Origin of the sequence: Pseudomonas sp. SWRI50, assembly GCF_014269095.1 — a bacterium.
In the GTDB taxonomy this organism is placed as follows: Bacteria; Pseudomonadota; Gammaproteobacteria; order Pseudomonadales; family Pseudomonadaceae; genus Aquipseudomonas; species Aquipseudomonas kermanshahensis.
This window is the reverse complement of sequence record NZ_JABWRW010000017.1, coordinates 1-23335: the sequence shown is the minus strand read 5'-3', so window position 1 is coordinate 23335 and position 23335 is coordinate 1. Positions and strand designations below refer to the sequence as shown.

Sequence of the window (23335 nt, the reverse complement as noted above, 5' to 3'; positions counted from 1 at the left end):
CTAATGGGGGAAGGGCGCTATTACCACAGCGCCAAGGTGTAGCCGATGATCAGGCGGTTCTCGTCCACGGCATTGGTCAGGCCATTGCCGGAACGGAAGGTGACGTTGCGCCAGCGCAGGCTGACGTCTTTGAACGGGCCGCTCTGGATGACGTAGGTGAGGTCGGTGTCGCGTTCGCGCTCACGGCCGTTGCTGACCGTGGCGGTCTCGGCGTGGCGGCCGTCGGTGTAGCGGGTCATGAAACTCAGACCCGGGATGCCCATGGCGACGAAGTCGTAGTCGTAGCGCACCTGCCAGGAATCGAGCCCGGCGCGGGTGAAGGTGTTGTAGGTCACCAGGTTGACCGTGAACGGGTCGCCGCCGTTGACGAAGGGGAAGGCGCTGTCGCCGGACATCTGTTGCCAGGTGGCGGTGAACTTGTGCGCCCTGACGCCGAGGGTGAACATGGCGTTGAAGTTACGGTTGTCGATGTTGCCGGCGCGTTCGGCGCCGTCGTTACGGCTGTCGAAATAGCGCAGGTCGCTGCGCAGGCTCAGGCCTTCGCCCAGTGGGCGGGTATCGACCAGGCCGACGAACTGCTGGCGGTAGATGTCTTCGAGCTTGGCGTAGTAATAGCTGACGCTGGTCTGCGGGGTGATGGCGTAGCTGCCGCCGCCGAAATCCAGGTGGTCGCTGCTGGCTGCGCCGTAGCCCATGTCGTCGCGGCCGGACGAATCGCGCAGGTTGGCCTTGGTGAGGCGCCCGGCGTTGACGGTGAGGCCATTGAGTTCCTGGCTGGTCAGCAGGCCGCCCTGGAACGTGGAAGACAACAGACGGGTGTCGTTGTACACCACCACCGGCAGGATCGGCTGCAGGGTGCCCAGGCGCAGGGTGCTCTTGGAAACCCGTGCTTTACCGGTCAGGCCCAGCTCGCTGTAGTCATCGACAGGCTCGTGGCTGTTCGGGCCAAAGGGCAGCAAGCCGGTGTTGCGGCGGTCGCGGCTGGAGTCAAGCTTGAGACCCAGTTGGCCCATGGCGTCAACGCCGAAGCCCACCGGGCCTTCGGTAAAACCGGACTCCACGCGGGCGGTAAAGCCTTGGCCCCATTCCTCGGCCTTGGCCTGCGGAGCATTGCTCTGGCGGAAATCGCGGTTGATGTAGTGGTTGCGCAGTTCCAGGCGTGCATGGCTGTCGCTGACGAAGTCGGCCATAGCCGGCAAGGGCAGGGCGAGCGTGGCAAGCCAAGCGGCAGAAGAGAAGCGAGTGCGGTTCATTGTTGTTGTACCCGACATGGTTATTCTCGAAATCAGTGCTTGCTGGCGCCGGCAGCGCCGATACCGGTCATGGAGCGAATGAACTGCGCCAGGTAGCGACCACGCTCCTCGCTGGCACGCGCGGAGGTGTCGGTGACCGAGAACACCCAGGCGCCGAAAAACGCCAGGCTCATCGAGAACAGCGCCGGGTTGCTGTAAGGGAACAGCGCCTGTTCGTTGTGCAGCACGTTGACCCACACTGCCGGGCCCAGTACCACCAGCACCACGGCCGAGAGCAAACCGGCCATGCTGCCGCACACTGCACCACGGGTGGTCAGGCCCTTCCAGAACATCGAGAGCAGCAGCACCGGGAAGTTGACCGATGCAGCCACGGCCAGTACCAGGCCGGAGAGGAAGGCGATGTTCTGCGACTCGAACACCAGCCCCAGTACCACTGCCAGCAAGCCGATCACCAGGGTGGCGATACGCGAGACACGCATTTCTTCCTGTTCAGTGGCCTGGCCTTTGCGTACCACGCAGGCATAGAGGTCGTGGGAAACCGCCGAAGCGCCGGACAGGGCCAGGCCTGCCACTACCGCAAGAATGGTGGCGAAGGCCACGGCAGAGATGAAACCCAGGAACAGGTTGCCACCCACCGCCTGGGCCAGGTGCACCGCGACCATGTTGCCGCCACCGATGATCGCCCCTGCCGCATCGCGGTAGGACGGCTCGGTGCCGACCATGACGATGGCGCCAAAGCCGATGACAATCAGCAGCAAGTAGAAGTAGCCGATGAAACCCGTGGCGTAGAACACACTCTTGCGCGCTTCCTTGGCATCGCTGACGGTGAAGAAACGCATCAGGATATGCGGCAGGCCGGCAGTGCCGAACATCATGCCCAGCCCCAGGGAAATCGCATCGATCGGGTTCGACAGCAAGCCACCCGGCGCCATGATCGCCTGGCCCTTGGCATGCACGGCCACGGCGCTGGCAAACATCGCTTCGGTGCTGAAACCAAAGTGTTTGAGCACCATGAACGCCATGAAGCTGGTGCCGGACAGCAGCATCACGGCCTTGATGATCTGCACCCAGGTGGTTGCCAGCATGCCGCCGAAGGTCACGTAGGCGACCATCAGCACCCCGACCAGCATCACCGCGTACAGGTAGCTGATGCCGAACAACAGCTCGATCAGCTTGCCGGCCCCTACCATCTGGGCCACCAGGTACATCAGCGCGACGACCAAGGTGCCGAATGCCGAGGTCAGGCGGACTGGGGTTTGCGCCAGGCGGTAGGACACGACGTCGGCAAACGTGTACTTGCCCAGGTTGCGCAGGCGTTCGGCGATCAGGAACAGGATGATTGGCCAGCCGGCCAGTACGCCCAGGGCGTAGAGCAAGCCGTCGTAGCCGTTCATGAACATCATGGCCGAGATGCCCAGGAAGGACGCGGCGCTGACCATGTCGCCAGCGATCGCCAAGCCGTTCTGCATGCCGGTCAGGCCGCCGCCAGCGGTGTAGAAGTCACTCGCCGAGCGGGTCCGCAGTGCGGCCCAGCGGGTTACCAGCAGGGTGAAGCAGACAAACACCATGAACATCGAAATGGCAGTCCAGTTCATTGCGCGCACTCCTGCTTGACCTTGTCGTTCAGCGGGTCGAGCACGTTGTTGGCGCGGTGCACGTAGATGCCGGTGAGGGCGAACGACAGCAGCACCATGAGCACGCCCACCAGCATGCCAACGGTAGTCACGCCACCGCTGAGCGATTGGCCGAGGGTGCTGGGGGAGAACGCCACCAACAGGACGAAGCCGTAATAGATCACCAGCATGGCCAGGGTCAGGGTGCCGTTGAGGCGACGTTTGCGCCGGACCAGGTGCTGGAAGTCGGGATGGTTGGCGATGCTTTCTATGCGTTCGGGGGTCATGGCAAGCGATCTCTTGGTGTTGTAGTTGTTTTTGAGGTCACACAGGTGTTGCGGTGGTGCTTAGGGCCTCAACGCGGGCCAGGTATCAGAGCTGGTCGAAGTCGAGCACCACTTTGTCGCTCACCGGGTAGGTCTGGCACGACAGCACATACCCCGCCGCCACTTCGTAGTCTTCCAGCGCATGGTTGCTGTCCATCTCGACCTCGCCTTCGATCACCCGGCACTTGCAGGTCGAGCACACGCCGGCCTTGCACGAGTACGGCAGTTCGGCGCCGATGGCGTTGCCGGCGTCCAGCACGTTCTGGCTGTTGCGCGGCAGGTCGAAGCTCAGCGCCCGGCCATCGCTGATCACGGTGATATGGCTGAGCGCCGAATCCACCTGGCGCGCAGCTTCACGGGCTTCGCGGCGCGCTTCGCGGCGCGCTTCGCTGCCCGCGGCGGCGAACAGTTCGAAGTGGATGCGGTCCTTGGCCATGCCGTTGGCCTGCAGGCTGTCACGCACGGTTTCAGTCATGGCCTGGGGGCCGCAAATGAACGCAGCGTCCAGCGTGGCGACGTCCAGCCAACGGGAGAACAGCTGGCCGCATTTGTCGGCATCGATCCGGCCGTTGTACAGGTCGACGTCCTGCTGTTCGCGGCTGAACACGAAAATCAGGTTCAGGCGGTCCAGATAACGGTTTTTCAGGTCTTCGAGCTTGTCGCGGAACAGCGCACCGGAGCTTGAGCGGTTGCCGTAGAGCAGGGTGAAACGGCTGTGCGGTTCTGTTGCCAGGGTGGTGGCGATGATCGACAGTATCGGCGTAATGCCGCTGCCGGCGGCAACGCCCAGGTAGTGGCCTTCGCGGGCGGGGTCGAGCGGCACGAAGAAGCTGCCCGACGGCGGCATCACCTCCAGTTGCTGGCCAGCTTTGAGCACTTCATTGGCAAAGGCCGAAAAACGCCCGCCTGGCACGCGCTTGACAGCCACACGCAGCTCGCCGTCCTGCACGGCGCTGCAGATCGAATAGGAACGACGCACTTCTTCGTCATCCAGCTGGGTACGCATGACCAGGTACTGGCCCTGGGTGAAGCGGAATTGCGTCTGCAGGTGCTCGGGTACGTCAAAGACGATGGACACGGCGTCGCGGGTCTCGTTGCGTACTTGCTTGATGGTCAGGCTGTGAAACTGGCTCATGGTGTTCTCCACGGCTCAAATGCATTTGAAATAGTCGAATGGCTCCAGGCACTCGCGGCAGCGGTACAGCGCCTTGCAAGCCGTGGAGCCGAACTGGCTGAGCAGTTCGGTATGCGCGCTGCCACACTGCGGGCAGCACACTTGGGGCGCCTCACCGAGCAGGCTGCGCTTGCTGGTGCTGCCTTCGGGCGGCGCTATGCCATAGGCGCGCAAGCGTTGGCGGCCCAGGTCGCTGATCCAGTCGGTGCTCCAGGCCGGGGTCAAGCGCCGCTCCAGTGCGGGGGCAGCAAAACCGGCCTGTTGCAGCGCGTCACGGATATCGGCCTCGATCACCTCGGTCGCCGGGCAACCGGAATAGGTTGGCGTGACGACCAGGTGCAGGTGGCCGGCGCGCCAGCCCAGGTCGCGGACAATGCCCAGGTCAACCACGCTCACCACCGGCACTTCCGGGTCCATGACCTGCTCCAGCACCGCCCAGGCCCGGGCCAGGTCGTCGCCTCGGGCGGCACGGGCGCCGAGGTCGCTGGCGATCAGCTCACCAGGTCGCATCGGGGTAGGCCCGTGGCAGGAACTGCATTTCGGCCAGCAACAGCCCCAGGTGCTCGGTGTGCAGGCCTTTGCGACCGTCCAGGTAGAAATAGCTGGCGGCTTTGGGCAGCGGCAGCTCGACTGAGTCGAAAGTCGCGCTTACCTGCTTGAGCCAGGCCGCGCCGACGGCGGCCGGGTCAGCAGCGATGCCGACTTCGGCCAGCTGAACTTCGCTGTCGCTACCCGCGGTCAGTTCAACGGTGAAGCGCCACAGCGCTGGGATGGCGTCTAGCATGCGCCGACGGCTTTCGTCGGTACCGCCGCCCAGGCGTTGCACCCACTCACCGGAGCGACGCAGGTGGTAGGTGACCTCCTTGAGTGCCTTGGCAGCAATGCCGGCGATACGCTCATCGCGGGACGCAGCCAGGCCCTGCAGCACCGCGAAGTGCCAGGCGTCGTAGAAAAACTGCTTGGTCATGGTCACGGCGAAGTCGCCATTGGGTTGTTCGACCAGCAGCAGGTTGCGGTAGGCGCGTTCGTCACGGCGGTAGGCAAGGGCATCGGCGTCACGGCCGTCGTCGAGCAATTCGGCGGCGTAGTCCAGCCAGTTGCGGGCTTGGCCGACCAGGTCGAGGCCGACGTTCATCAAGGCCAGTTCTTCCTCGATGGCCGGTGCGTGGCCGCACCATTCACAGAGTCGCTGGCCCTGCACCAGGGCACTGTCGCCCAGGAGCAGCAAATAGGGGATAAGCGCTTCTTTATGCATGGCCAACCTCACATGTGTCCGACTTCGTCGGGCAGCTCGTAAAAGCTGGCATGGCGGTAGACCTTGTCGTCCGAGGGGGCGAACAGCGGGTCTTTCTCGTCAGGGGAGGAGGCGGTAATCAGCGCCGATGGCACCACCCACAGGCTCACGCCTTCGCTGCGGCGGGTGTACAGCTCACGGGCATTCTCGATGGCCATGGCGGCGTCGGCGGCATGCACGCTGCCGACATGCTTGTGGTTCAGGCCGTGCTTGCTGCGCACGAACACTTCGTAGAGGGTCCAGACAGACATTTTCGATCTCCGCATCAATCGCCGCTCAGGCGGCGTTCTTGTTCTGTTGCTTGCGCGCATAGGCAACGGCGGCCTCGCGTACCCAGGCGCCGTCCTCGATGGCCTTGCGCCGGGTGGCGACACGTTCCAGGTTGCAGGGGCCGTTGCCCTTGATGACTTCGTAGAACTCGTCCCACTGGATGTCGCCGAAATCGTAGTGGCCGCGGGCTTCGTTCCACTTCAGGTGCGGGTCTGGCGCGGTGCAGCCGAGCAGTTCGAGCTGTGGCACGGTCTGGTCGATGAAGCGCTGGCGCAGCTCATCGTTGGTCTGGCGCTTGATCTTCCAGGCCATCGACTGGGCGCTGTTGGGGGAGTGCTCGTCACTGGGGCCAAACATCATCAACGATGGCCACCACAGGCGGTTGATGGCGTCCTGGACCATGTCCTTCTGAGCCTGGGTACCGTGGCGCATCATGGTCAGCAGCAGCTCGTAACCCTGGCGCTGGTGGAAGCTCTCTTCCTTGCAGATGCGGATCATGGCGCGGGAGTAGGGGCCGTAGGAGGTGCGCTGCAGCACCACCTGGTTGACGATCGCAGCGCCATCGACCAGCCAGCCTACGGCGCCCATGTCGGCCCAGCTCAGGGTCGGGTAGTTGAAGATGCTCGAGTACTTGGCCTTGCCGCTGTGCAGCTTGGCGATCTCTTCGTCGCGGTCGGCGCCGAGGGTTTCCATGGCGCTGTACAGGTACAGGCCGTGGCCGGCTTCGTCCTGAATCTTGGCCATCAGTTGCAGCTTGCGTTTCAGGCTTGGGGCGCGGGTGACCCAGTTGCCTTCGGGCAGCATGCCGACGATTTCCGAGTGGGCGTGCTGGGAGATCTGCCGGATCAGCGTTTGGCGGTAGGCCTCGGGCATCCAGTTTTTGGCTTCGATCTTGATCTCGGCGTCGATCTTTTCCTGGAAATCGCGCTCTTCGGGCGACATTTCGTCCAGGGACTTGACGCGTTTGACGCCGGTTTCGACTAGCTGTGCGTACATGTTCCGACTCCTGCTAAGGCATGAGTCATTTGTAAGCGATACAAAACATAACGTCAAACAGTTTTATATGTATCAAATAAGATTTGTGTATCGCTTTGCGGACCTTTCGCAGCACAAGGCTGCTCCTACAAGGTCGCGCACCACCTTTAGGAGCAGCCTTGCACTGCGAAAGGACAGGCAAAAAAAAGCCCCGGACTGAGCCGGGGCCGTAAAAAGGCAGCTGATAAGTCAGCTGGCCAACCGTTTGTCAAACACGTGGCACGCCTTGCCTTCAGAACGCTTGAGTGTGCCGCAGGGCTGCAGTCGCACCTGGGTGCTGATACCGATGTAGGTCTTGATCTGCTTGGTCAGTTCACCGATCAGCAGCTTGCGCTGGCCCTCGTCCATCGCCTGGCATTCGCCACGCAGCTCCACGTGCACCTCGACACTGTCCAGGTTGCCATTGCGATACAGATGAATCTCGTACATCTCTGAAAGCTGTTTTATTTTGAGTACCTGCTCCTCAATCTGGGTCGGGAACACGTTGACCCCACGAATGATCAGCATGTCGTCACTGCGCCCGGTGATCTTGCCGATCCGCCGCATCGGCCGCGCGGTGCCTGGCAGCAGGCGGGTCAGGTCGCGGGTACGGTAGCGCACCATCGGCAGCGCCTCCTTGCTCAGCGAGGTAAATACCAGCTCGCCCAATTGCCCGTCCGGCAGTACCTCGCCGGTAACCGGGTCGATGATTTCGGGGTAGAAGTGGTCTTCCCAGATGGTCGGGCCGTCTTTGGTTTCGATGCACTCCATCGCCACCCCGGGCCCCATGATTTCCGACAGGCCATAGATGTCGAGGGCCTGGATACCCAGGCGCTGCTCGATGGAGCGCCGCAGTTCGTCGGTCCAGGGCTCGGCACCGAAGATGCCCAGGCGCAGCTTGAGGTCGTGCGGGTCGATGCCCTGGCGCTCGATCTCGTCGGCCAGGTTGAGCATGTAAGAGGGCGTGACCATGATGATGTCGGGCTGGAAGTCGCGGATCAGTTGCACCTGCTTCTCGGTCTGGCCACCCGACATGGGGATGACCGTGCACCCCAGCCGTTCGGCACCGTAATGCGCGCCGAGCCCGCCGGTAAACAGGCCATAACCGTACGAAACGTGCACTTTGTCGCCTTTGCGCCCCCCGCCGGCGCGGATCGAGCGGGCGACCACATTGGCCCAGGTGTCGATGTCGTTCTGGGTATAACCGACCACGGTCGGCTTGCCCGTTGTGCCGCTGGAGGCATGCAGGCGCACGACCTCTTCCTGGGGCACGGCAAACATGCCGTACGGGTAGTTGTCGCGCAGGTCGTTCTTGCCGGTGAAGGGGAACTTGGCCAGGTCGTCGAGCGACTTGAGGTCATCGGGGTGCGCGCCGCATTCGTCGAAGCGTTTGCGGTACAGCGGCACGTTGTCGTAGGCGTGTTTCAGGCTCCAGCGCAGGCGCTCGAGTTGGTGCTGGCGCAGGGCGTCGACGCTGGCGGTTTCCATAGGGTCAAGCAGGGCACGATCGGCATCATGGTACATGTTCATGGCTTCACTCGAATTGTTCTTGTACGCCGCCCGGCGCGGGTTCGCAGCCGGGCGGTGAGTGTCATGGGCGCAGCATAACCGGCTGCGTTGTGTTCGGTAACAAGCCGTTGGTCAGAGGCGCTCGATGACCATGGCGATGCCTTGGCCAACGCCGATGCACATGGTGCACAGGGCGTAGCGTCCGGCAGTTTCTTCCAGTTCGTGCAGTGCGGTGGTGACCAGGCGCGCGCCACTCATGCCCAACGGATGCCCCAGGGCAATGGCGCCGCCGTTCGGGTTGACCCGCTTGTCGTCGTCGGCCAGGCCAAGCTCGCGCAATACCGCCAGGCCTTGGGCAGCGAAGGCCTCGTTTAGCTCGATGACATCCATGTCGGCCAGCGACAGCCCGGTGAGTTCGAGCACCTTGCGGGTAGCCGGCACCGGGCCGATGCCCATGATGCGCGGCTCGACCCCGGCCACAGCCATTCCGACAATGCGCCCGCGGGCTTTAAGGCCATGGCGCTGGGCCGCTGCGGTACTCGCCAGCAGTAGTGCACAGGCACCGTCGTTGACGCCAGAGGCGTTGCCAGCGGTGACACTGCCACCCTCGCGGAACGGCGTGCCGAGCTTGGCCAACTGCTCCAGCGTGGTGTCGCCACGCGGGTGTTCGTCGTGCTCGACGCGCTTGGCCGGGCCTTTGCGCTGGGGGATTTCGACCGGCACGATTTCCTGGGCCAGGCGGCCTCGGGCCTGGGCGGCGGCAGCCTTGTGCTGGCTGCGCAGGGCGAAGGCGTCCTGGTCTTCACGGGAGATACCGAAACGGGCAGCGACGTTCTCAGCCGTCTCAGGCATCGAGTCGGTGCCATGTTCGGCCTTCATCAACGGGTTGACGAAGCGCCAGCCGATGGTGGTATCGAACAGTTCGGCGGCGCGCCCAAAGGCTTGCTCCGATTTGCCCATGACGAACGGCGCGCGCGACATCGACTCCACGCCGCCGGCCAGCATCAGCCCGGCTTCACCGCAGCGCAGGGCACGGGCCGCGTTGCCAATAGCATCCATGCCAGAGCCGCACAAGCGGTTGAGGGTGGTGCCCGGCACCTCGATCGGCAGGCCCGCCAGCAGGCTGGCCATGCGGGCAACGTTGCGGTTGTCCTCACCGGCCTGGTTGGCGCAACCGAGGATTACGTCGTCCACTGCCGCCCACTCCAACTCCGGGTGGCGGGCGATCAGGGCCTTGAGCGGGATGGCGGCCAGGTCGTCGGGGCGCACGCCGCTCAAGGCGCCGGCGTAGCGGCCGATCGGCGTGCGCACGGCGTCGATGATCAGCGCATCGGCCAAGGTGTGTTCAGTCATCTTGTGTCTCCTGCGCGAGCACCGTGCCGCGTACTTTGTAGGATTTGCCATGGAACATCGCCACCAGCTCACCGCGCTGGTTCTCGATGCGAACGTCATACAGGCCGGTACGGCCTTTGCGGCTGACTTCGCTGGCCGTGGCAGTCAGCACGTCGTCGCGCAGCGCCGGCGCCAGGTAGTCGATGCTGCAACCCAGAGCCACGGTGGCCTGGTCGTAACTGTTGCAGGCGAAGGCGAAGGCCGAATCCGCCAGGGCGAACAGGAAACCACCGTGGCAGGTGCCGTGGCCCTGGATCATGTCGTCGCGCACCGGCATGCGCAGGCGCGCCTGGCCAGGGCCGGCTTCGAGTAGGCTGATGCCGAGCCCTTGGGTGGCGTGATCGCGGGAAAACATGGCATCGGCACACGCTTGTGCCAGCTCGATTTCAGTCATGCAGATTGCCTCCTTGGGCTTCGCAGCGGCGCAATAGCAGGGAAGGGCGATAGCGGCTTTCGCCGTAGCTGCGCTGCAGGTTGTCGAGTACACGCAAGGTCTGGCTTATGCCGATGCGCGAGGCCCAGGCCAGGGGGCCGCAGGGGTAGTTCACGCCGGCGCGCATGGCCAGGTCGATATCGGCCGCCGAGCCAACGCCTTGCAACACGGCATCGGCGGCTTCGTTGGCCAGCATCGCCACCGTACGCAGCACGACCAGGCCAGGCAGGTCGGCGACTGCGGTCACTTTCAAGCCGGCGCGGGTTAACAAGCCCACGGCCTGGTCGCGGGCCTCACGGGTGGTGTCGGCAGACCAACTGATCGCAATGCGGGAAGCCGTGCTGTAGTCCAGGGCCAGATCGACCAGTACCAGGTTGCGCAGGCCTTCTTCGCGGGCACGCTGCGTGGCCAGGCGGCCGTCGGAAAGCGCCAACGTGGCATCGCCGACCTGGATCACGCCATTGCCGGCGCGCTCGGTCACGGCGATGCCGCTGTCGCGCAAACGCTCGACCAAGGGCTGCATGACGCCCAGATGCCCCTCGATAACGCAGGACGCAACCTGCGCCGTGCTTTGCAGCGCTTTAGGTTGCGGGCGCTCGGCGCCTTCGGCATAGCTATAGAAACCTTGGCCAGTTTTGCGGCCAAGGCGCCCGGCATCCACCAACTCCTTTTGCACGAGCGAAGGCTGGAAGCGGAAATCGCCATAAAACGCCTCGAACACCGAACAGGTGACGGCATAGTTGACGTCATGGCCGATCAGGTCGGTGAGCTCGAAGGCCCCCATGCGAAAGCCGCCGGCGTCACGCAATAGCGCATCCAGGCTGGCGCAATCGGCTGCACCTTCCTGCAACAGGCGCAGGCTCTCGGCGTAGAACGGCCGGGCTACACGGTTGACAATAAAGCCCGGCGTTGAGCGGGCATGCACCGGCTGTTTGCCCCAGGCTTTGGCGGTGTCGTAAAGGCAGGCGGCCACGGCAGGGTCGGTAGCCAACCCCGAAACGACCTCGACCAGGGCCATCAACGGTGCCGGGTTGAAGAAATGCATGCCCACCACTTGCTGTGGGCGCTTCAAGCCAGCGGCCAGGCTGGTGATCGAGAGTGACGAGGTGTTGCTGGCCAGGATGCAGTCGTCTGCGCACAGCGCTTCAAGCTCGTGCAACAAGGCTTGCTTAACTGACAGGTTTTCAACGATGGCTTCGATCACCAGGCGGGCATCGGCCAGGGTGTCGAGGGTGTCGGCTGGGCACAGGCGGGCGACGATCGCTTCCCGCTCGCCCGCAGGCAACTTGCCTTTTTCTACCAAGCGGGCGAGCTGACGATCGATGCCCGCCACTGCCTGGGCGGCGGCGCCGGGGCGGTTGTCGTAGAGTTTGACCGGGTGGCCGGCTTGCGCGGCCACTTGGGCGATACCTGCGCCCATGGCGCCTGCACCGATCACGGCCACTTGGGTGTTGCGGTCGAGTGCGCTCATGCTCAACGCCCCTTGAACGCAGGCGTGCGCTTGTTCATGAAAGCGCTTACGCCTTCGCGGTAGTCCTCGCTGCGGCCAGCCAGGCGCTGCAGGTCGCGCTCCAGTTCCAGTTGCTGGTCGAACCCGTTATCGAAACTGGCATTCAGGCTGCGTTTGATCAGGGCCAGGCCGTAAGTGGGCTGCGTGGCGAGGTGGCGGGCGAGGGTGAGGGCCTCGTCGCGCAACGCGGCATCGTCGACCACGCGATGGATCAACCCCCATTGCTGGGCCTGTTCGGCCGTCAGGCGTTCGCCCAGCATCGCCAACGCCTTGGCCCGCGCCATGCCGACTAGCCGTGGCAGCAGCCAGGTGCCGCCAGAATCCGGCACCAGGCCGATCTTGCAGAAGGCCTGGATGAAGCTGGCCGAACGGGCGGCCAGTACCAGGTCACAGGCCAGCGGAATATTGGCCCCGGCGCCCGCAGCCACGCCGTTGACGGCGCAGATGACCGGCAGCGGCAAATCGCGCAGGGTGCGCACCAGTGGGTTGTAGAACTTATCGATGGACTCACCCAGGTCCGGCATGTCGGCCCCCGGCGCGACATTGCGATCAGACAGGTCCTGGCCTGCACAGAAGCCGCGGCCTTCGCCAGTCAACAGCAACACCCGTGCATCTTTGCTCTGGCGTACTTGCTTCAAGGCTTCGCGCACTTCCAGGTGCATGGGCGTGTTGAAACTGTTCAGCTGCTCCGGGCGGTTCAGCGACAGGAGGGCAACGCCGTCCTCGATGGAAAACAGGATGTGTTCGAACGTCATGGCAGACTCGCTTGGTCAGTCGAATGGGGAGGTGCTCAGCAGCCTTTGAACCGGGCCTGGCGTTTTTCCTGGAAGGCGCGAATACCCTCATTGCGGTCGGCGGTGCCGGCGAGCAGGGTGAACGCGTGGCGCTCGAAGCGCAGGCCACTGGCAAGGTCGGTATCGCCGGCCTTGAGCAAGGCTTCCTTGGCCAGGCGCACTGCCAGCGGCGCCTTGGCCGCGATAATGCGGGCCACTTGCACGGCCCGCTCCACGGCCAGTTCCGGCTGGGTGATTTCGCTGATCAGGCCGGCTTGCAAGGCGTGCTGGGCGCTGATGGCTTCACCGGTCAACACCATGTGCATGGCCAGCGGCTTGCCAACCGCGCGCAGCAGGCGCTGGGTGCCGCCAGCGCCGGGGATGATGCCGAGGTTGATCTCCGGCTGGCCGAAACGGGCGTCGCTGCCCGCAATGACGATGTCGGCGCACATCATCAGCTCGCAACCGCCGCCCAGGGCGTAGCCGTTAACGGCGGCGATCAGCGGCTTGGAAAACGCGGCTATCCGTTGCCAACACGCAACGCGAGGGTCATTGAGTATGCCGACCAGGTCGCGCTCGGCCATCTCGCCAATGTCGGCGCCGGCGGCGAACGCCTTGCGGCTGCCGGTAATCACCACGGCATGGGTCTGATCATCACGCTCGGCGGCATCCAGCTCGCTGGCCAGCTCGGCCAGCAACGCTGTGCACAGAGCATTCAGCGCTTCTGGCCGTTGCAGGGTGATGAGCCGGACGCCGTGCTCCGGCGCTTGCGCATCGAGATAACGAGGCATATCGGGTTCCTCTGGCTGCTCGCACGGCACATCGATTGGCCGGCATTTCTTGGAATTGTTTGCAGGGACGTGGGCTGCGCCACGTTCAGGTGCGGACAGTATATGCCTTATGCGATACACCAAAGCAACATCAAAAAGCGTTTAACGTATCTCTTTGTGGTGATTTCTGCGCGGGAGATGAGCTATTCAAAAAAGTGATTTAACGATTCATCTTCAGATAAATAGGGCTTTTTCTGTAAAAACAGGTTGCAAATAAGGCTGACAACAAAGCGATACAGGCATCGCACAATTGACGCGCTACATTTTTGTGATACAAGGACTTGTCACATTTCAAATCATTTCAGGAGCTTTGCCATGCCTTGCTACCGGCTAGACGGCCTGACCCCCGTGGTTCATCCAACTGCCTATGTGCACCCGAGCGCAGTGCTGATTGGCGATGTCATCGTTGGCCCGCGTTGCTACGTCGGCCCGCTGGCCTCACTCAGGGGCGACTTCGGCCGCATCGTGCTGGAGGAGGGCGCCAACCTACAGGACACCTGCGTGATGCATGGCTTTCCGGGGGGCGACACGGTCATAGAACGCAATGGGCATGTCGGCCACGGCGCGGTGCTGCACGGGTGCCGCGTGGGCGAAGATGCCCTGATAGGCATGAATGCCGTGGTAATGGATGGCGCCCATGTAGCCCCGCGCTGCATCGTTGCTGCCACGGCCTTCGTCAAGGCGGGGTTCGAATGCGCCGAACAAAGCCTGGTGGTGGGTAGCCCGGCACAGGTCAAGCGCCCGCTGACCGACCAGGAGCTGGCCTGGAAGCAGCGCGGCACAGCGGAGTATCAGCACCTGACGCAGCGCTGCATGACCGCGCTGGTCGAATGCCCACCGCTGACCGAAGCCGAGCAGGGTCGCCCGCGCATGGGTGACTCCGGCATCCGGCCCAAAGGCAAGTCGCCAGCATGAGCCTGTCTGCGTCACGCAATGGCCAGGCAACCCGCCGCGCAGGTATAGTCGGTGCTTTCCCCGCGCACAGTTCCTCCATGAGCACACTTGCCCCACTGAACAACCTGATCACTCGTTTTCAGGAACAGACGCCGATCCGCGCCAGCTCGCTGATCATCACCCTGTACGGCGACGCTATCGAACCGCATGGTGGCACGGTGTGGTTGGGCAGCCTGATCAACCTGCTGGAGCCGATCGGCATCAACGAACGGCTGATCCGCACCTCGATCTTCCGCTTGACCAAGGAAGGCTGGCTGACCGCCGAAAAAGTCGGCCGACGCAGCTATTACAGCCTGACGGGCACTGGCCGTCGGCGCTTCGAAAAAGCCTTCAAGCGCGTCTACAGCCCCAGCCAACCCGCATGGGATGGCGCCTGGACCCTGGTGTTGCTGTCACAACTGGAAGCCGGCAAGCGCAAAACCCTGCGTGAGGAGTTGGAATGGCAAGGCTTCGGGGTGATGGCGCCCAACGTGATGGGCTGCCCCCGTGCTGACCGCGCGGATTTGGCCGCGACGCTGCGCGAGCTGGAGGCCAGTGATGACAGCATCGTGTTTGAAACGCACACCCAGGAAGTGCTTGCTTCCAAGGCCATGCGCGCGCAAGTGCGCGAGAGTTGGCGTATCGACGAGCTGGGGCAGCAGTACAGTGAATTCATCCAGTTATTCAGGCCGCTGTGGCAGGGCCTTAAAGAGCAGCCGCAGCTCGATGCGCAGGATTGCTTCCTGGCACGCACGCTACTGATTCACGAGTACCGTCGGCTGCTGCTGCGCGACCCGCAACTGCCTGATGAGTTGCTGCCAGGTGATTGGGAGGGCAGGGCAGCACGGCAGCTGTGTCGCAACCTGTATCGGCTGGTGTTTGCCAAGGCCGAAGAGTGGTTGAACAGTGCGCTCGAAACGGCTGACGGCCCACTGCCTGACGTGAATGAAAGTTTTTACAAGCGCTTTGGTGGTCTTGCATAGCGATCTTTAAGGTTAACCCTGGTTAACCTTATACTAGATAATACTTACTAAGATGAGTATTATGCGTTTCTTATAAAATCTTTAAGTGTGCTATGGTTAACCTTAACTCAGTTAACGTTAACCATGGCGAGCCTTATGACGACTTATTTTCCAGTCGCTTGCGCCGATACCCTCAGTAAAATCGGCCTTTTGGTCAAGGCACGGCGCCTAGCACTCGGCCTGCGCCAAGCGGACCTTACCGCTGCCATCGGCGTCTCCTCGCATACCCTTCGCAAGATCGAAGGCGGCTCGGAGCTCGTCGACCTGCGTTCATTCATGCTGGTGTTGTGGCGCCTGGGCATCAGCGAAACCGTTTTCGCCTCGCTGGAAGGCATAGAGCAAACCTCCCAGATCACCCGGTTCAGTGATGACGATGATGCCCACCAGAGCCTGGCATCCCGCCGCGTGCGGCTGGCCAAACCCAAGCCTGAGGAGTTCTGATGTCCCGTGCCTACATCTATATGGAGCACCCCGAGACAGGTGAAGTCATCACCCTTGGCCGGCTGACCCTCAAAGGCAAGCTCGGGGAGTTTCTTTATGCACCTGACCACGTCGCGCGCGGCGGCTGGGTCCCCGACCCAATCAATTACCCGTTACGCGCCGAGGCCTACACCGGCATCGTCAAGAACCGCGGCATACCCGGCTTCATCAATGACGCCATGCCCGATGGCTGGGGCGAGCGGCTGCTGCATCGGGCGTACGGCCAAGAACTCGGCACCCTCGACTTCCTGCTCAAGTCACCCAACAACGACCGCGTTGGCAACCTGATGGCAGGCGGCGCAACAACCCCCGCACCCGGCTTAGGCGATGGCGCAGTACCAACCTTGAAAGGCCTGGCCAAGTTCGTCGCTGCGTGCGAAGCGGTGTACGACGGCCAGCTCGACGCTGAGTCGGTGGCCACCCTCAACGTGCGCCAACAGCGTTCGGCCCTGGGTGGCGCACGGCCAAAACGTACGCTGCAGGATAACGGTATGCTGATTCTGGCCAAGCCGCGTGATCGCTTCGACCATTACGACCTGCCCTCGATCGAATATGCCTGCATGACATTCGCCGCAGGGAAGGGCTTGAACGTGGCCAAGACCGCGCTGCATGCTGAAACCCCTTCGACGTTGTTGATCGAACGCTTCGACCGCACGCCCATAGCACAAGGTGCCCGACGTATCCCGATGCTCAGCGCGCTGACCTTGCTGGATTCGGAGTGGAACGGGGCGCACCATCGGGATTGGCGCTATGCCGCCGTGGCCGATGAAATGCGCCGCCGGGGTGTGCCCGATACCGACCTGCAGGCGCTGTTCAAGCGCATGTGCTACAACGCCTTGGTGGGCAACTCCGACGACCATCCACGCAACCATGCGGTGATCTGGGTTGACGGCGGGTGGCGCCTGTCGCCCATGTACGACGTGCTGCCCATGCTTGAAGAAGGCCCCGCACAGACCTTGGCTATGGCAGTTGGCCGGGAAGGCAGCCAGATTAGCCGCGCGAATATGCTCAGCCATCACGCGCACTTTGCCCTGACGCGGGAGCATGCAGAGCATCTGCTGGTGGAGGTGGCGGGGTGGGAGGACGAACTGAAGGCGTATTACGCTCAGGTGCTTGCCGGCAGCGACCTGGACATGGCGGTTGATGCGGTAAGCTCGGTTCGCATGCTCAGTTAAGAAGAAGGCGGAGGCGGGTGACACTGCTTTCAAATGACATGCATTCCCATTTATACTTGCATCTCATTTCCTCTCTGTTATCGCTACCGTGCAGGCAGATCCTCCAAAGCCATCCTTGCTCGCCACCCTGGTCCGTCACTACGACGACCTGGTCGATCATGTGCGCCGACGCTTCGGCGAGCGGGTGTTCGCGCGTGAAGTCGTTCACGACCTGTGCGTTCAGTTGCTGGAGGATGACGAGAAAGAAGGGGTGCGCAAGCCCCTGGCGCTGTTACGCAAGATCGCCCACGACAACGCCATCTCGCATTGCCGCCGCGAGCGTCGGCGCAGCAGCTTGATCGTCGCCATGGCAGAACTGCCCGACGTCACCTGTAGCGCAGCGCCACAGGAGCGCCATGTCGACGCGGCGAAGACACTGGACAGGCTGATTGCGGCTATTTCCCGATTGCCGCCGCGTTGCCAGGCCGTGTTCATCATGCACAAGCTGCATGAGGTCCCCCAGGCTGAAGTCGCGCAGCGCCTGGGGATCTCGCTGAAAACCGTAGAAAAGCATTTGCGCGTCGGTATGATCGCTTGCCGTGAACATCTGCAATCCGAGGTGGCGCAGTGAGCCGTCCACGAAACAAAGACGATGCTGCAGTCGATGAGGCGCTGGCCGCGTGTCGCGAGACCTTGAAGCAGCGCTTCCCTTTACCCAGCTCGCCACCTGCCCGCAAGCCCCGCAAAGGCAGCAAGGTACTCCCGCTAGTATTGCTGGCCCTGGCCGCAGGTGTGGCCTGGAAGGATCCTGCGTACCGCAATGAACACTTTGTCACGCAGGTGGGACAACGCCAGGCGATACAGCTGGCTGATGGCAGCAAGATCAAGCTGGATGGGGGCACTGAGGTACGCGTCAGCTGGCATTTGCGCACCCGGCAAGTTGCACTGGTGCGTGGCCAGGCCTTATTCGACATTTCGCCCATGCACTATCGGCCGTTCTTGGTCGATGCAGGCAACGCCGACATACGCGTGGTCGGCACCCGATTCAACGTCAACATGTACGCGGGTGACGTGCGGGTTACCGTTGCGCAAGGCAAGGTGGCAGTCACAGGGCGCGCGGCGGACCGTACCTCGCTGCTCATGCCTGGGCAGCAGGTGCTCGTGCAACAGGGCATCCCCGGTGAGGTGGTCAAAGGCAATGCCGAAGACGCTAGCGCCTGGCAAGAAAGCCGCTGGGTTTTCGCCGGTACGCCACTGGCTGAGGTGGTTGCTGCACTGCAACGGTATTACGCCCAGCCGATCGAACTGACCGACCCTGATGTCGGCAAATTGCCGCTTTCAGGTGTTTTCAGCAGCGACAGCGTCGAAACGCTGTTGGCGTTACTGCCGGAGATTCTCCCGGTGAAGCTGAGCAGGGAAGGCGGGGTCGTACGCATTCAGCCCCAAGCGGAAAAAAATAATTCTCCAACGAGGTAGGGTTGGGGCCGTCGCGAAGCGGCTAACTCTCTGCACCTCATCTCCTGGAGAATAACAAGTGAGTCAGCTCTTCCTGCGTACACCTTGGCACGTCTCGATTTTGACCAGCACCTTGATGGCCAGCCAGTGGTCGTTCGCGCAAACCATGGTGGTTGTCGATTTCAATATTCCTGCATCAACGCTGGAAAGCTCGCTGAATGCAGTGGCTCGCCAAACAGGTGCTCAAGTGCTGTTTTCCAGCGAGCTGACTGCGAGCAAGCAGGCGCCGGCGCTGCACGGACGTTACACAGTGGCGCAGGCGCTGGGCCAGGTGCTCGAGCAGAGTGGGCTGGTGGTGCAGGCGCGTGATGAGCGGACATTCATCGTTTTACCGTCAAACGAAGCAGCGTCAGGTAATACGCCGTCTACGACCGCCAGCCCCATTGAACTAGCAGGCACGGAGATCACGTCCTCTCGGCTTTCCAGCGGTGTAGTACCGCAGGCACGCCAGGTCAATGTGATCGAACGCGAGCAACTGAAGCAATTGCGCCAGGGCTCTGATGGGCTGGCGACGCTACTGGCCAAGAGCATCCCTGGGATGGCCGACTCCAGCCGTACCATCACCGATTACGGGCAAACGCTGCGCGGTCGTACGATGTTGGTCCTGGTCGACGGCGTGCCGCTGAACACTAACCGCGACTCTTCGCGAAACTTGGCCAATATCGACCCTGCATTGATCGAGCGCATCGAGGTGATTCGCGGCAGTAGCGCTATCTACGGCGCTGGTGCAACGGGAGGGATCATCTCCATCACCACGCGGCCCGCAGGCGGCGAGCAAATGGCAGAGACCACGCTAACGGGCGTTTCGCCCTTGAGCCAAGTGGGCAGCGATGGCCTGGGAGGGCAGTTGCAGCATCATGTTGCCGGCGCCCAGGGTGCCCTGGATTACGCATTCGATTTCGGCGCACGCCATATCGGCGCCTCTTACGATGCCAAAGGGCACCGCATTGCGCCCGAGCCTAGCCAAGGTGACCTGTTCGATTCCAACAGCTACAACATTGGCGGAAAGGTTGGTTGGCGCATCGATGAGCTGCAACGTATTCAGCTGTCCCTCAGCCATTACAACGCCGAGCAAAACAGTGACTATACCGCCGACCCAGCGGTCAGCCGATTGCCGCCTGGTTCCGTACCCGCACAACCGTTGTCCGGGTTGTCCCTCGACGAACAGAACCAGATCAAGAACACCTTGGTGAACCTTGAATACGGTCACTCGGAAGTGCTCGGGGGAACATTCAATGCCCAGCTTTACTACCGCGACTATTTCACCCGCTTCACGCCCTTCGATGCCCGTGGCGTTGCCACACGTGGGCGCAATGTCGATCAAGTCATGCAGAACAGCGAAGTCGTTGGTAGTCGCATTACCTTGCGAACCCCGATCGGCGGGGCAGATACCGAACTGTTGTGGGGCGGCGACTTCAACCAGGAGCGCAGCGACATGCCGATCGATATCTTCGACCCGCAAGCGTTTGATGCGAGCGGCGGAACGGTATTCAATAAAATCGGCAAGTTGAGTTACATGCCTGACCTGACGTCGCGCAGCGTAGGTGCGTTTGCACAGTTACAGCATCGTTTCAACGAGCAGTGGTCCATGGAAGGCGGCATCCGTTATGAATATGCCACCGCCGAATACGGGGACTTCATTCCGCTGTCTGAATCAAGCACCGCCAACCCCGCCACGGTGGAAGGCGGCAAAGTCCATTACGATGCATTGCTGTCCAATATCAGCCTGACTTACTCGCCCGTTAGCGGCCAGGCGGTTTATGCCGCCTTCAGCCAAGGTTTCCAATTACCTGACATTGGCGTGCAGCTGCGTAACGCACGCCGTGGTTTCGATATTGGCTCGTCCAACCTGGAGCCGGTCAAGACCAATAACTACGAACTCGGTTGGCGCGGCGAGCTGGGCGAGGAGACGTTGGCGTCGCTGGCTGTTTTCTACACCACATCAAAACTGGGCGATGTTCAGAGCTTCAACAATGGCCTGATCCTCACCCGCACCCAGGAGCGCATCTATGGCGTGGAAGGCAGCGCTGACTGGTTGACCAGCGACGAGCATTGGGGGGCAGGGGGGAGCTTCACTTGGATGAAAGGGCGCGAGCAACCAGACGCTGGCGATTGGCAAGACATGACAGGCTATCGCATTCCACCTGTGAAACTGACAGCGTATCTTCAATACAAGCCAGACGAAGATTGGAGCCATCGCGTGCAGGCGACTTACTTCGGTGCAGAGGATTACCGCCTCAAAGGTGTCGAAAGCTTTGGCAGACGCAGGGTAGATGGCTACACCACGGTGGATATCATCAGCCAATACCAGCTGAGTGAGCATGATCAGGTCAGCGTGGGCGTCCAGAACTTGTTCAATCGGTATTACTATCCGCTGTACAGTCAACTGATGCGTAACAGTAACAACACCAGCCATTTGCCTGCGCCAGGCACTGTGTTAACGGCGAGTTATACCCACCAATGGTGATCGGCAGGGCCCCTTTAGGCTGGTTTAAACATAACTACACTAAATGAATATTTAGCGTAGTTATGTTAAGAAGTTGCGAATATCAAGCTGCCGTCGCTTGGCTGAAAGGAGCAGGCGGCGGGCTTTGCAAGCCTTGCAACCAATCACAATACAGACTTACCCCTTGTTCCACCGTCAATGTTGCCGTCTTGTAACCTGCATCGCGTAAGCGCTGCAGGTCAGCACACGTGTAACACTGGTACTTGCCGCGTAAATGTTCAGGAAACTCACTGTACTCCAGAATGCCTTCAAGCAAGGCCATCTCCAAGGACAGTGGGGGTTGGCCTTGGTATTTGCGTAATCGGTTGATCACTGCCAGCGCAACATCATTGAACGACTGGGCGCGTCCGCTACCTACATTGAAAATGCCGCTTAGTTGCGGGTGATCAAGGAAGAATAAATTGACCCTGACCACGTCATCCACCGAGACGAAATCACGCAAATGGCTACCGCTAGGGTAACCGCCGTAGCTGCCGAACAGACTGACTTTGCCGCGGGCCTGGTACTGGTTGAAACAGTGCAGGGCCACCGATGCCATCGCGCCTTTATGCTGCTCATGGGGCCCGTAAACGTTGAAATAGCGCAATCCAACGACCTGACTGCGCGAAGCTGACAACTGCCGGCGCACATGCTGATCGAACAGGAATTTGGAGTAGCCGTAGACGTTCAATGGGCGCTCACAATCGCGCTGTTCACGAAAGTCCTGGCCAGCACCGTAGACTGCTGCCGATGAGGCGTACAGGAACGGAACCTGTTGCGCCTGGGCAATCTCCAGCAAGTCCCGGCTGTAGCGATAATTGTTATCCATCATGAAACGGCCGTCGGCTTCGACGGTACTGGAACAAGCGCCTTGGTGCAGCACCGCACGTACGTTGCCAAATTGTCCGCGCCGAAACCGGTCTAGGAAGTCATCCTTGTCCAGGTAGTCAGCGATGTCACTGTCAGCCAGGTTGAGGAATTTGTCGCCTGCGGTGAGGTCGTCGACGGCGATGATCTCGGTTTGGTTGCATTGGTTGAGCGCCTGTACGAGGTTGCTACCGATGAATCCCGCGGCGCCGGTTACGATGATCGTCATGCCAGATCCCCATAAGGGTGCGGAGATCGGATTTTAGTGGAGGGAATCTGCAGGGATGTTAACCAAGGTCAAAGGATGGGATGGTTGGGTGGGTTGTCGCCGTGGTACTGGTTTCGAATCTGGGTATCCCACGGGCGTGTGGGTTTATACGAGAGTTCGCATAATGCATATTATGTTAAACGACAGGCTATGTCATAAATGTTCATGAGCCTTGTAAGGTACTGATTCGACGAATTCGTTTTTGAGGCCTATTCTCTCAACGGGCCATGTCCATAGTGTTCATGAATAGTCCTCGAATGAGGTGGCTGCCCATGAAACTGATTCAGTGCCGTTTCTCTTCTGGGCAGCGACTACCGCTGCTCGTGCAAGCTGGTGACGCAGCGCCGTTGCCCATGCTTGTCCCTTTCATTTACGTCCAGCTCAAGCTCAGGCATCGTGCATACAGCACCGCCGCAGCGCACCTGCGCGCGATCCAGGCTTTTTACACCTATGCCAAAAGCCGTGACCTCAATATTGATGAAGCCATCTTGGCCTGCCACTTCGAGGCGATTCTTGCGTTACTGGACGGTTACGCCATCTGGCTCCAAAGTCGCCGCCAAGCCGACAACCTGGTGGCCCGAATTGGCAAAGCTGACACTGTATTTTTTCAGCAGATCGGTTCACGAACACGGGACCAGTACCTGCGTTTGCTGAAGAAATACCTGTCTTGGTGCGTGACCCGTTACCTCCCGCGCGCCCGTCAGAACTCAGCCACACACGCTGACATCGACGTGGTATTTGCCGATGTCGCCGGCGTCATTGAGCGGCGCTTTGAGAGCCATATCATCAATGCTCGTCCCGACCGCACTCGTTACCGCAGCCTGACAGATGCGCAACTACAGATCGTTCGCACACTGATTCGCCCAGGCGCTGCGGAGAATCCGTTCCCGGAGCGTTTGCAACTGCGTAATTGGCTAATGATTGAATTGCTCTTGGAAACCGGCATGCGTCGCGGAGAGCTTCTGAAGCTCTACACCACGGATATAAATAAGGGTTCTCAGCACGCCTACGTCAGCATCAATGATCGCGAAAATGACCCGGGCGACCCGCGTGCTGAAGAGCCTGCGCTGAAAACCCACGGACGAACCGTAGGTATTTCTGCACAGTTGTATGAATCGCCCCTGGTTTCGTAGACACCTCCAAGCCTCATAATGAGGCCCAAATAGGAGGTGCCATGAGTCGTCAGCGTTACCCCGAAGAATTCAAGATCGAAGCGGTCA

The 23335-nt window shown here is 61.4% G+C and carries 22 protein-coding genes and 1 pseudogene; 8 read left to right on the top strand and 15 right to left on the bottom strand.

Going from position 1 to position 23335, the window contains the following annotated elements:
• Nucleotides 1-20: 20 nt before the first annotated feature.
• From HU750_RS17990 to paaF, 14 genes are all read right to left on the bottom strand, one after another.
• Entirely contained in the window at nucleotides 21-1253 is a 1233-nt protein-coding gene (locus HU750_RS17990; protein WP_186681532.1) for an OprD family porin, read from the bottom strand.
• A 32-nt stretch (nucleotides 1254-1285) separates the two neighbouring features.
• Nucleotides 1286-2848, bottom strand: coding sequence for a cation/acetate symporter (locus HU750_RS17985; RefSeq protein ID WP_186681530.1), 1563 nt, complete (start codon nucleotides 2846-2848; stop codon nucleotides 1286-1288).
• Nucleotides 2845-3153 carry a DUF485 domain-containing protein gene (locus HU750_RS17980; RefSeq protein ID WP_027593240.1) on the bottom strand — a complete coding sequence of 103 codons (309 nt, stop codon included), beginning with the start codon at nucleotides 3151-3153 and terminating at the stop codon, nucleotides 2845-2847. Before HU750_RS17980 ends, HU750_RS17985 begins: the two co-directional genes overlap by 4 nt.
• Nucleotides 3154-3238: 85 nt before the next feature.
• Nucleotides 3239-4327, bottom strand: coding sequence for a 1,2-phenylacetyl-CoA epoxidase subunit PaaE (gene paaE / locus HU750_RS17975; protein WP_186681528.1), 1089 nt, complete (start codon nucleotides 4325-4327; stop codon nucleotides 3239-3241).
• A gap of 15 nt (nucleotides 4328-4342) precedes the next feature.
• Nucleotides 4343-4876, bottom strand: a complete 534-nt coding sequence (gene paaD / locus HU750_RS17970) for a 1,2-phenylacetyl-CoA epoxidase subunit PaaD (protein WP_186681526.1) — start codon at nucleotides 4874-4876, stop codon at nucleotides 4343-4345.
• Nucleotides 4863-5621, bottom strand: coding sequence for a 1,2-phenylacetyl-CoA epoxidase subunit PaaC (gene paaC, locus HU750_RS17965; protein ID WP_186681524.1), 759 nt, complete (start codon nucleotides 5619-5621; stop codon nucleotides 4863-4865). The genes paaD and paaC overlap by 14 nt, the downstream gene beginning before the upstream one ends.
• An 8-nt stretch (nucleotides 5622-5629) precedes the next feature.
• Nucleotides 5630-5911, bottom strand: a complete 282-nt coding sequence (paaB, locus tag HU750_RS17960; RefSeq protein ID WP_004374528.1) for a 1,2-phenylacetyl-CoA epoxidase subunit PaaB — start codon at nucleotides 5909-5911, stop codon at nucleotides 5630-5632.
• A 25-nt stretch (nucleotides 5912-5936) separates the two neighbouring features.
• Complete coding sequence (gene paaA, locus HU750_RS17955) at nucleotides 5937-6926, bottom strand: 1,2-phenylacetyl-CoA epoxidase subunit PaaA (RefSeq protein WP_099429341.1); 990 nt, start codon at nucleotides 6924-6926, stop codon at nucleotides 5937-5939.
• Between the two features lie 228 nt (nucleotides 6927-7154).
• On the bottom strand, nucleotides 7155-8474 hold the full coding sequence (gene paaK, locus HU750_RS17950) for a phenylacetate--CoA ligase PaaK (protein ID WP_027593245.1): 1320 nt from the start codon (nucleotides 8472-8474) through the stop codon (nucleotides 7155-7157).
• Between the two features lie 111 nt (nucleotides 8475-8585).
• Nucleotides 8586-9806 carry a 3-oxoadipyl-CoA thiolase gene (gene pcaF, locus HU750_RS17945; protein WP_186681521.1) on the bottom strand — a complete coding sequence of 407 codons (1221 nt, stop codon included), beginning with the start codon at nucleotides 9804-9806 and terminating at the stop codon, nucleotides 8586-8588.
• A complete protein-coding gene (paaI, locus tag HU750_RS17940) occupies nucleotides 9799-10239 on the bottom strand; it encodes a hydroxyphenylacetyl-CoA thioesterase PaaI (RefSeq protein ID WP_186681519.1) in 441 nt (146 codons plus the stop codon). The genes pcaF and paaI overlap by 8 nt, the downstream gene beginning before the upstream one ends.
• Nucleotides 10232-11749 carry a 3-hydroxyacyl-CoA dehydrogenase PaaH gene (gene paaH / locus HU750_RS17935; protein ID WP_186681517.1) on the bottom strand — a complete coding sequence of 506 codons (1518 nt, stop codon included), beginning with the start codon at nucleotides 11747-11749 and terminating at the stop codon, nucleotides 10232-10234. Before paaH ends, paaI begins: the two co-directional genes overlap by 8 nt.
• Before the next feature lie 2 nt (nucleotides 11750-11751).
• Nucleotides 11752-12543 carry a 2-(1,2-epoxy-1,2-dihydrophenyl)acetyl-CoA isomerase PaaG gene (gene paaG, locus HU750_RS17930; protein ID WP_027593249.1) on the bottom strand — a complete coding sequence of 264 codons (792 nt, stop codon included), beginning with the start codon at nucleotides 12541-12543 and terminating at the stop codon, nucleotides 11752-11754.
• 35 nt (nucleotides 12544-12578) lie between these two features.
• Nucleotides 12579-13352, bottom strand: coding sequence for a 2,3-dehydroadipyl-CoA hydratase PaaF (gene paaF, locus HU750_RS17925; RefSeq protein WP_027593250.1), 774 nt, complete (start codon nucleotides 13350-13352; stop codon nucleotides 12579-12581).
• A 354-nt stretch (nucleotides 13353-13706) separates the two neighbouring features.
• Between paaF and paaY the strand changes: the two genes are divergently transcribed.
• From paaY to HU750_RS17890, 7 genes are all read left to right on the top strand, one after another.
• Entirely contained in the window at nucleotides 13707-14306 is a 600-nt protein-coding gene (gene paaY / locus HU750_RS17920) for a phenylacetic acid degradation protein PaaY (RefSeq protein ID WP_186681515.1), read from the top strand.
• 77 nt (nucleotides 14307-14383) lie between these two features.
• Nucleotides 14384-15307, top strand: coding sequence for a phenylacetic acid degradation operon negative regulatory protein PaaX (paaX, locus tag HU750_RS17915; protein ID WP_186681513.1), 924 nt, complete (start codon nucleotides 14384-14386; stop codon nucleotides 15305-15307).
• Nucleotides 15308-15442: 135 nt separating this feature from the next.
• A complete protein-coding gene (locus HU750_RS17910; protein WP_186681511.1) occupies nucleotides 15443-15787 on the top strand; it encodes a helix-turn-helix domain-containing protein in 345 nt (114 codons plus the stop codon).
• Nucleotides 15787-17001 (top strand): type II toxin-antitoxin system HipA family toxin, encoded by a 1215-nt coding sequence (locus HU750_RS17905; protein WP_186681509.1) that lies wholly within the window; start codon nucleotides 15787-15789, stop codon nucleotides 16999-17001. Before HU750_RS17910 ends, HU750_RS17905 begins: the two co-directional genes overlap by 1 nt.
• Before the next feature lie 88 nt (nucleotides 17002-17089).
• Nucleotides 17090-17611: a sigma-70 family RNA polymerase sigma factor gene (locus HU750_RS17900; protein WP_186681507.1), complete on the top strand. Its 522-nt coding sequence runs from the start codon at nucleotides 17090-17092 to the stop codon at nucleotides 17609-17611.
• The gene (locus HU750_RS17895; RefSeq protein ID WP_186681505.1) at nucleotides 17608-18456 is read left to right on the top strand and encodes a FecR domain-containing protein; all 849 of its coding nucleotides are present in this window, start codon (nucleotides 17608-17610) and stop codon (nucleotides 18454-18456) included. Before HU750_RS17900 ends, HU750_RS17895 begins: the two co-directional genes overlap by 4 nt.
• A gap of 115 nt (nucleotides 18457-18571) precedes the next feature.
• The gene (locus tag HU750_RS17890; RefSeq protein ID WP_186681669.1) at nucleotides 18572-20962 is read left to right on the top strand and encodes a TonB-dependent receptor; all 2391 of its coding nucleotides are present in this window, start codon (nucleotides 18572-18574) and stop codon (nucleotides 20960-20962) included.
• Between the two features lie 82 nt (nucleotides 20963-21044).
• On the opposite strand, the gene rfaD is transcribed toward HU750_RS17890, so the two are convergent.
• Entirely contained in the window at nucleotides 21045-22076 is a 1032-nt protein-coding gene (gene rfaD / locus HU750_RS17885; protein ID WP_186681502.1) for an ADP-glyceromanno-heptose 6-epimerase, read from the bottom strand.
• Nucleotides 22077-22387: 311 nt separating this feature from the next.
• Between rfaD and HU750_RS17880 the strand changes: the two are divergent.
• Nucleotides 22388-23230, top strand: a pseudogene (locus HU750_RS17880) (site-specific integrase); the annotation flags it as partial.
• Between the last annotated feature and the right edge of the window lie 105 nt (nucleotides 23231-23335).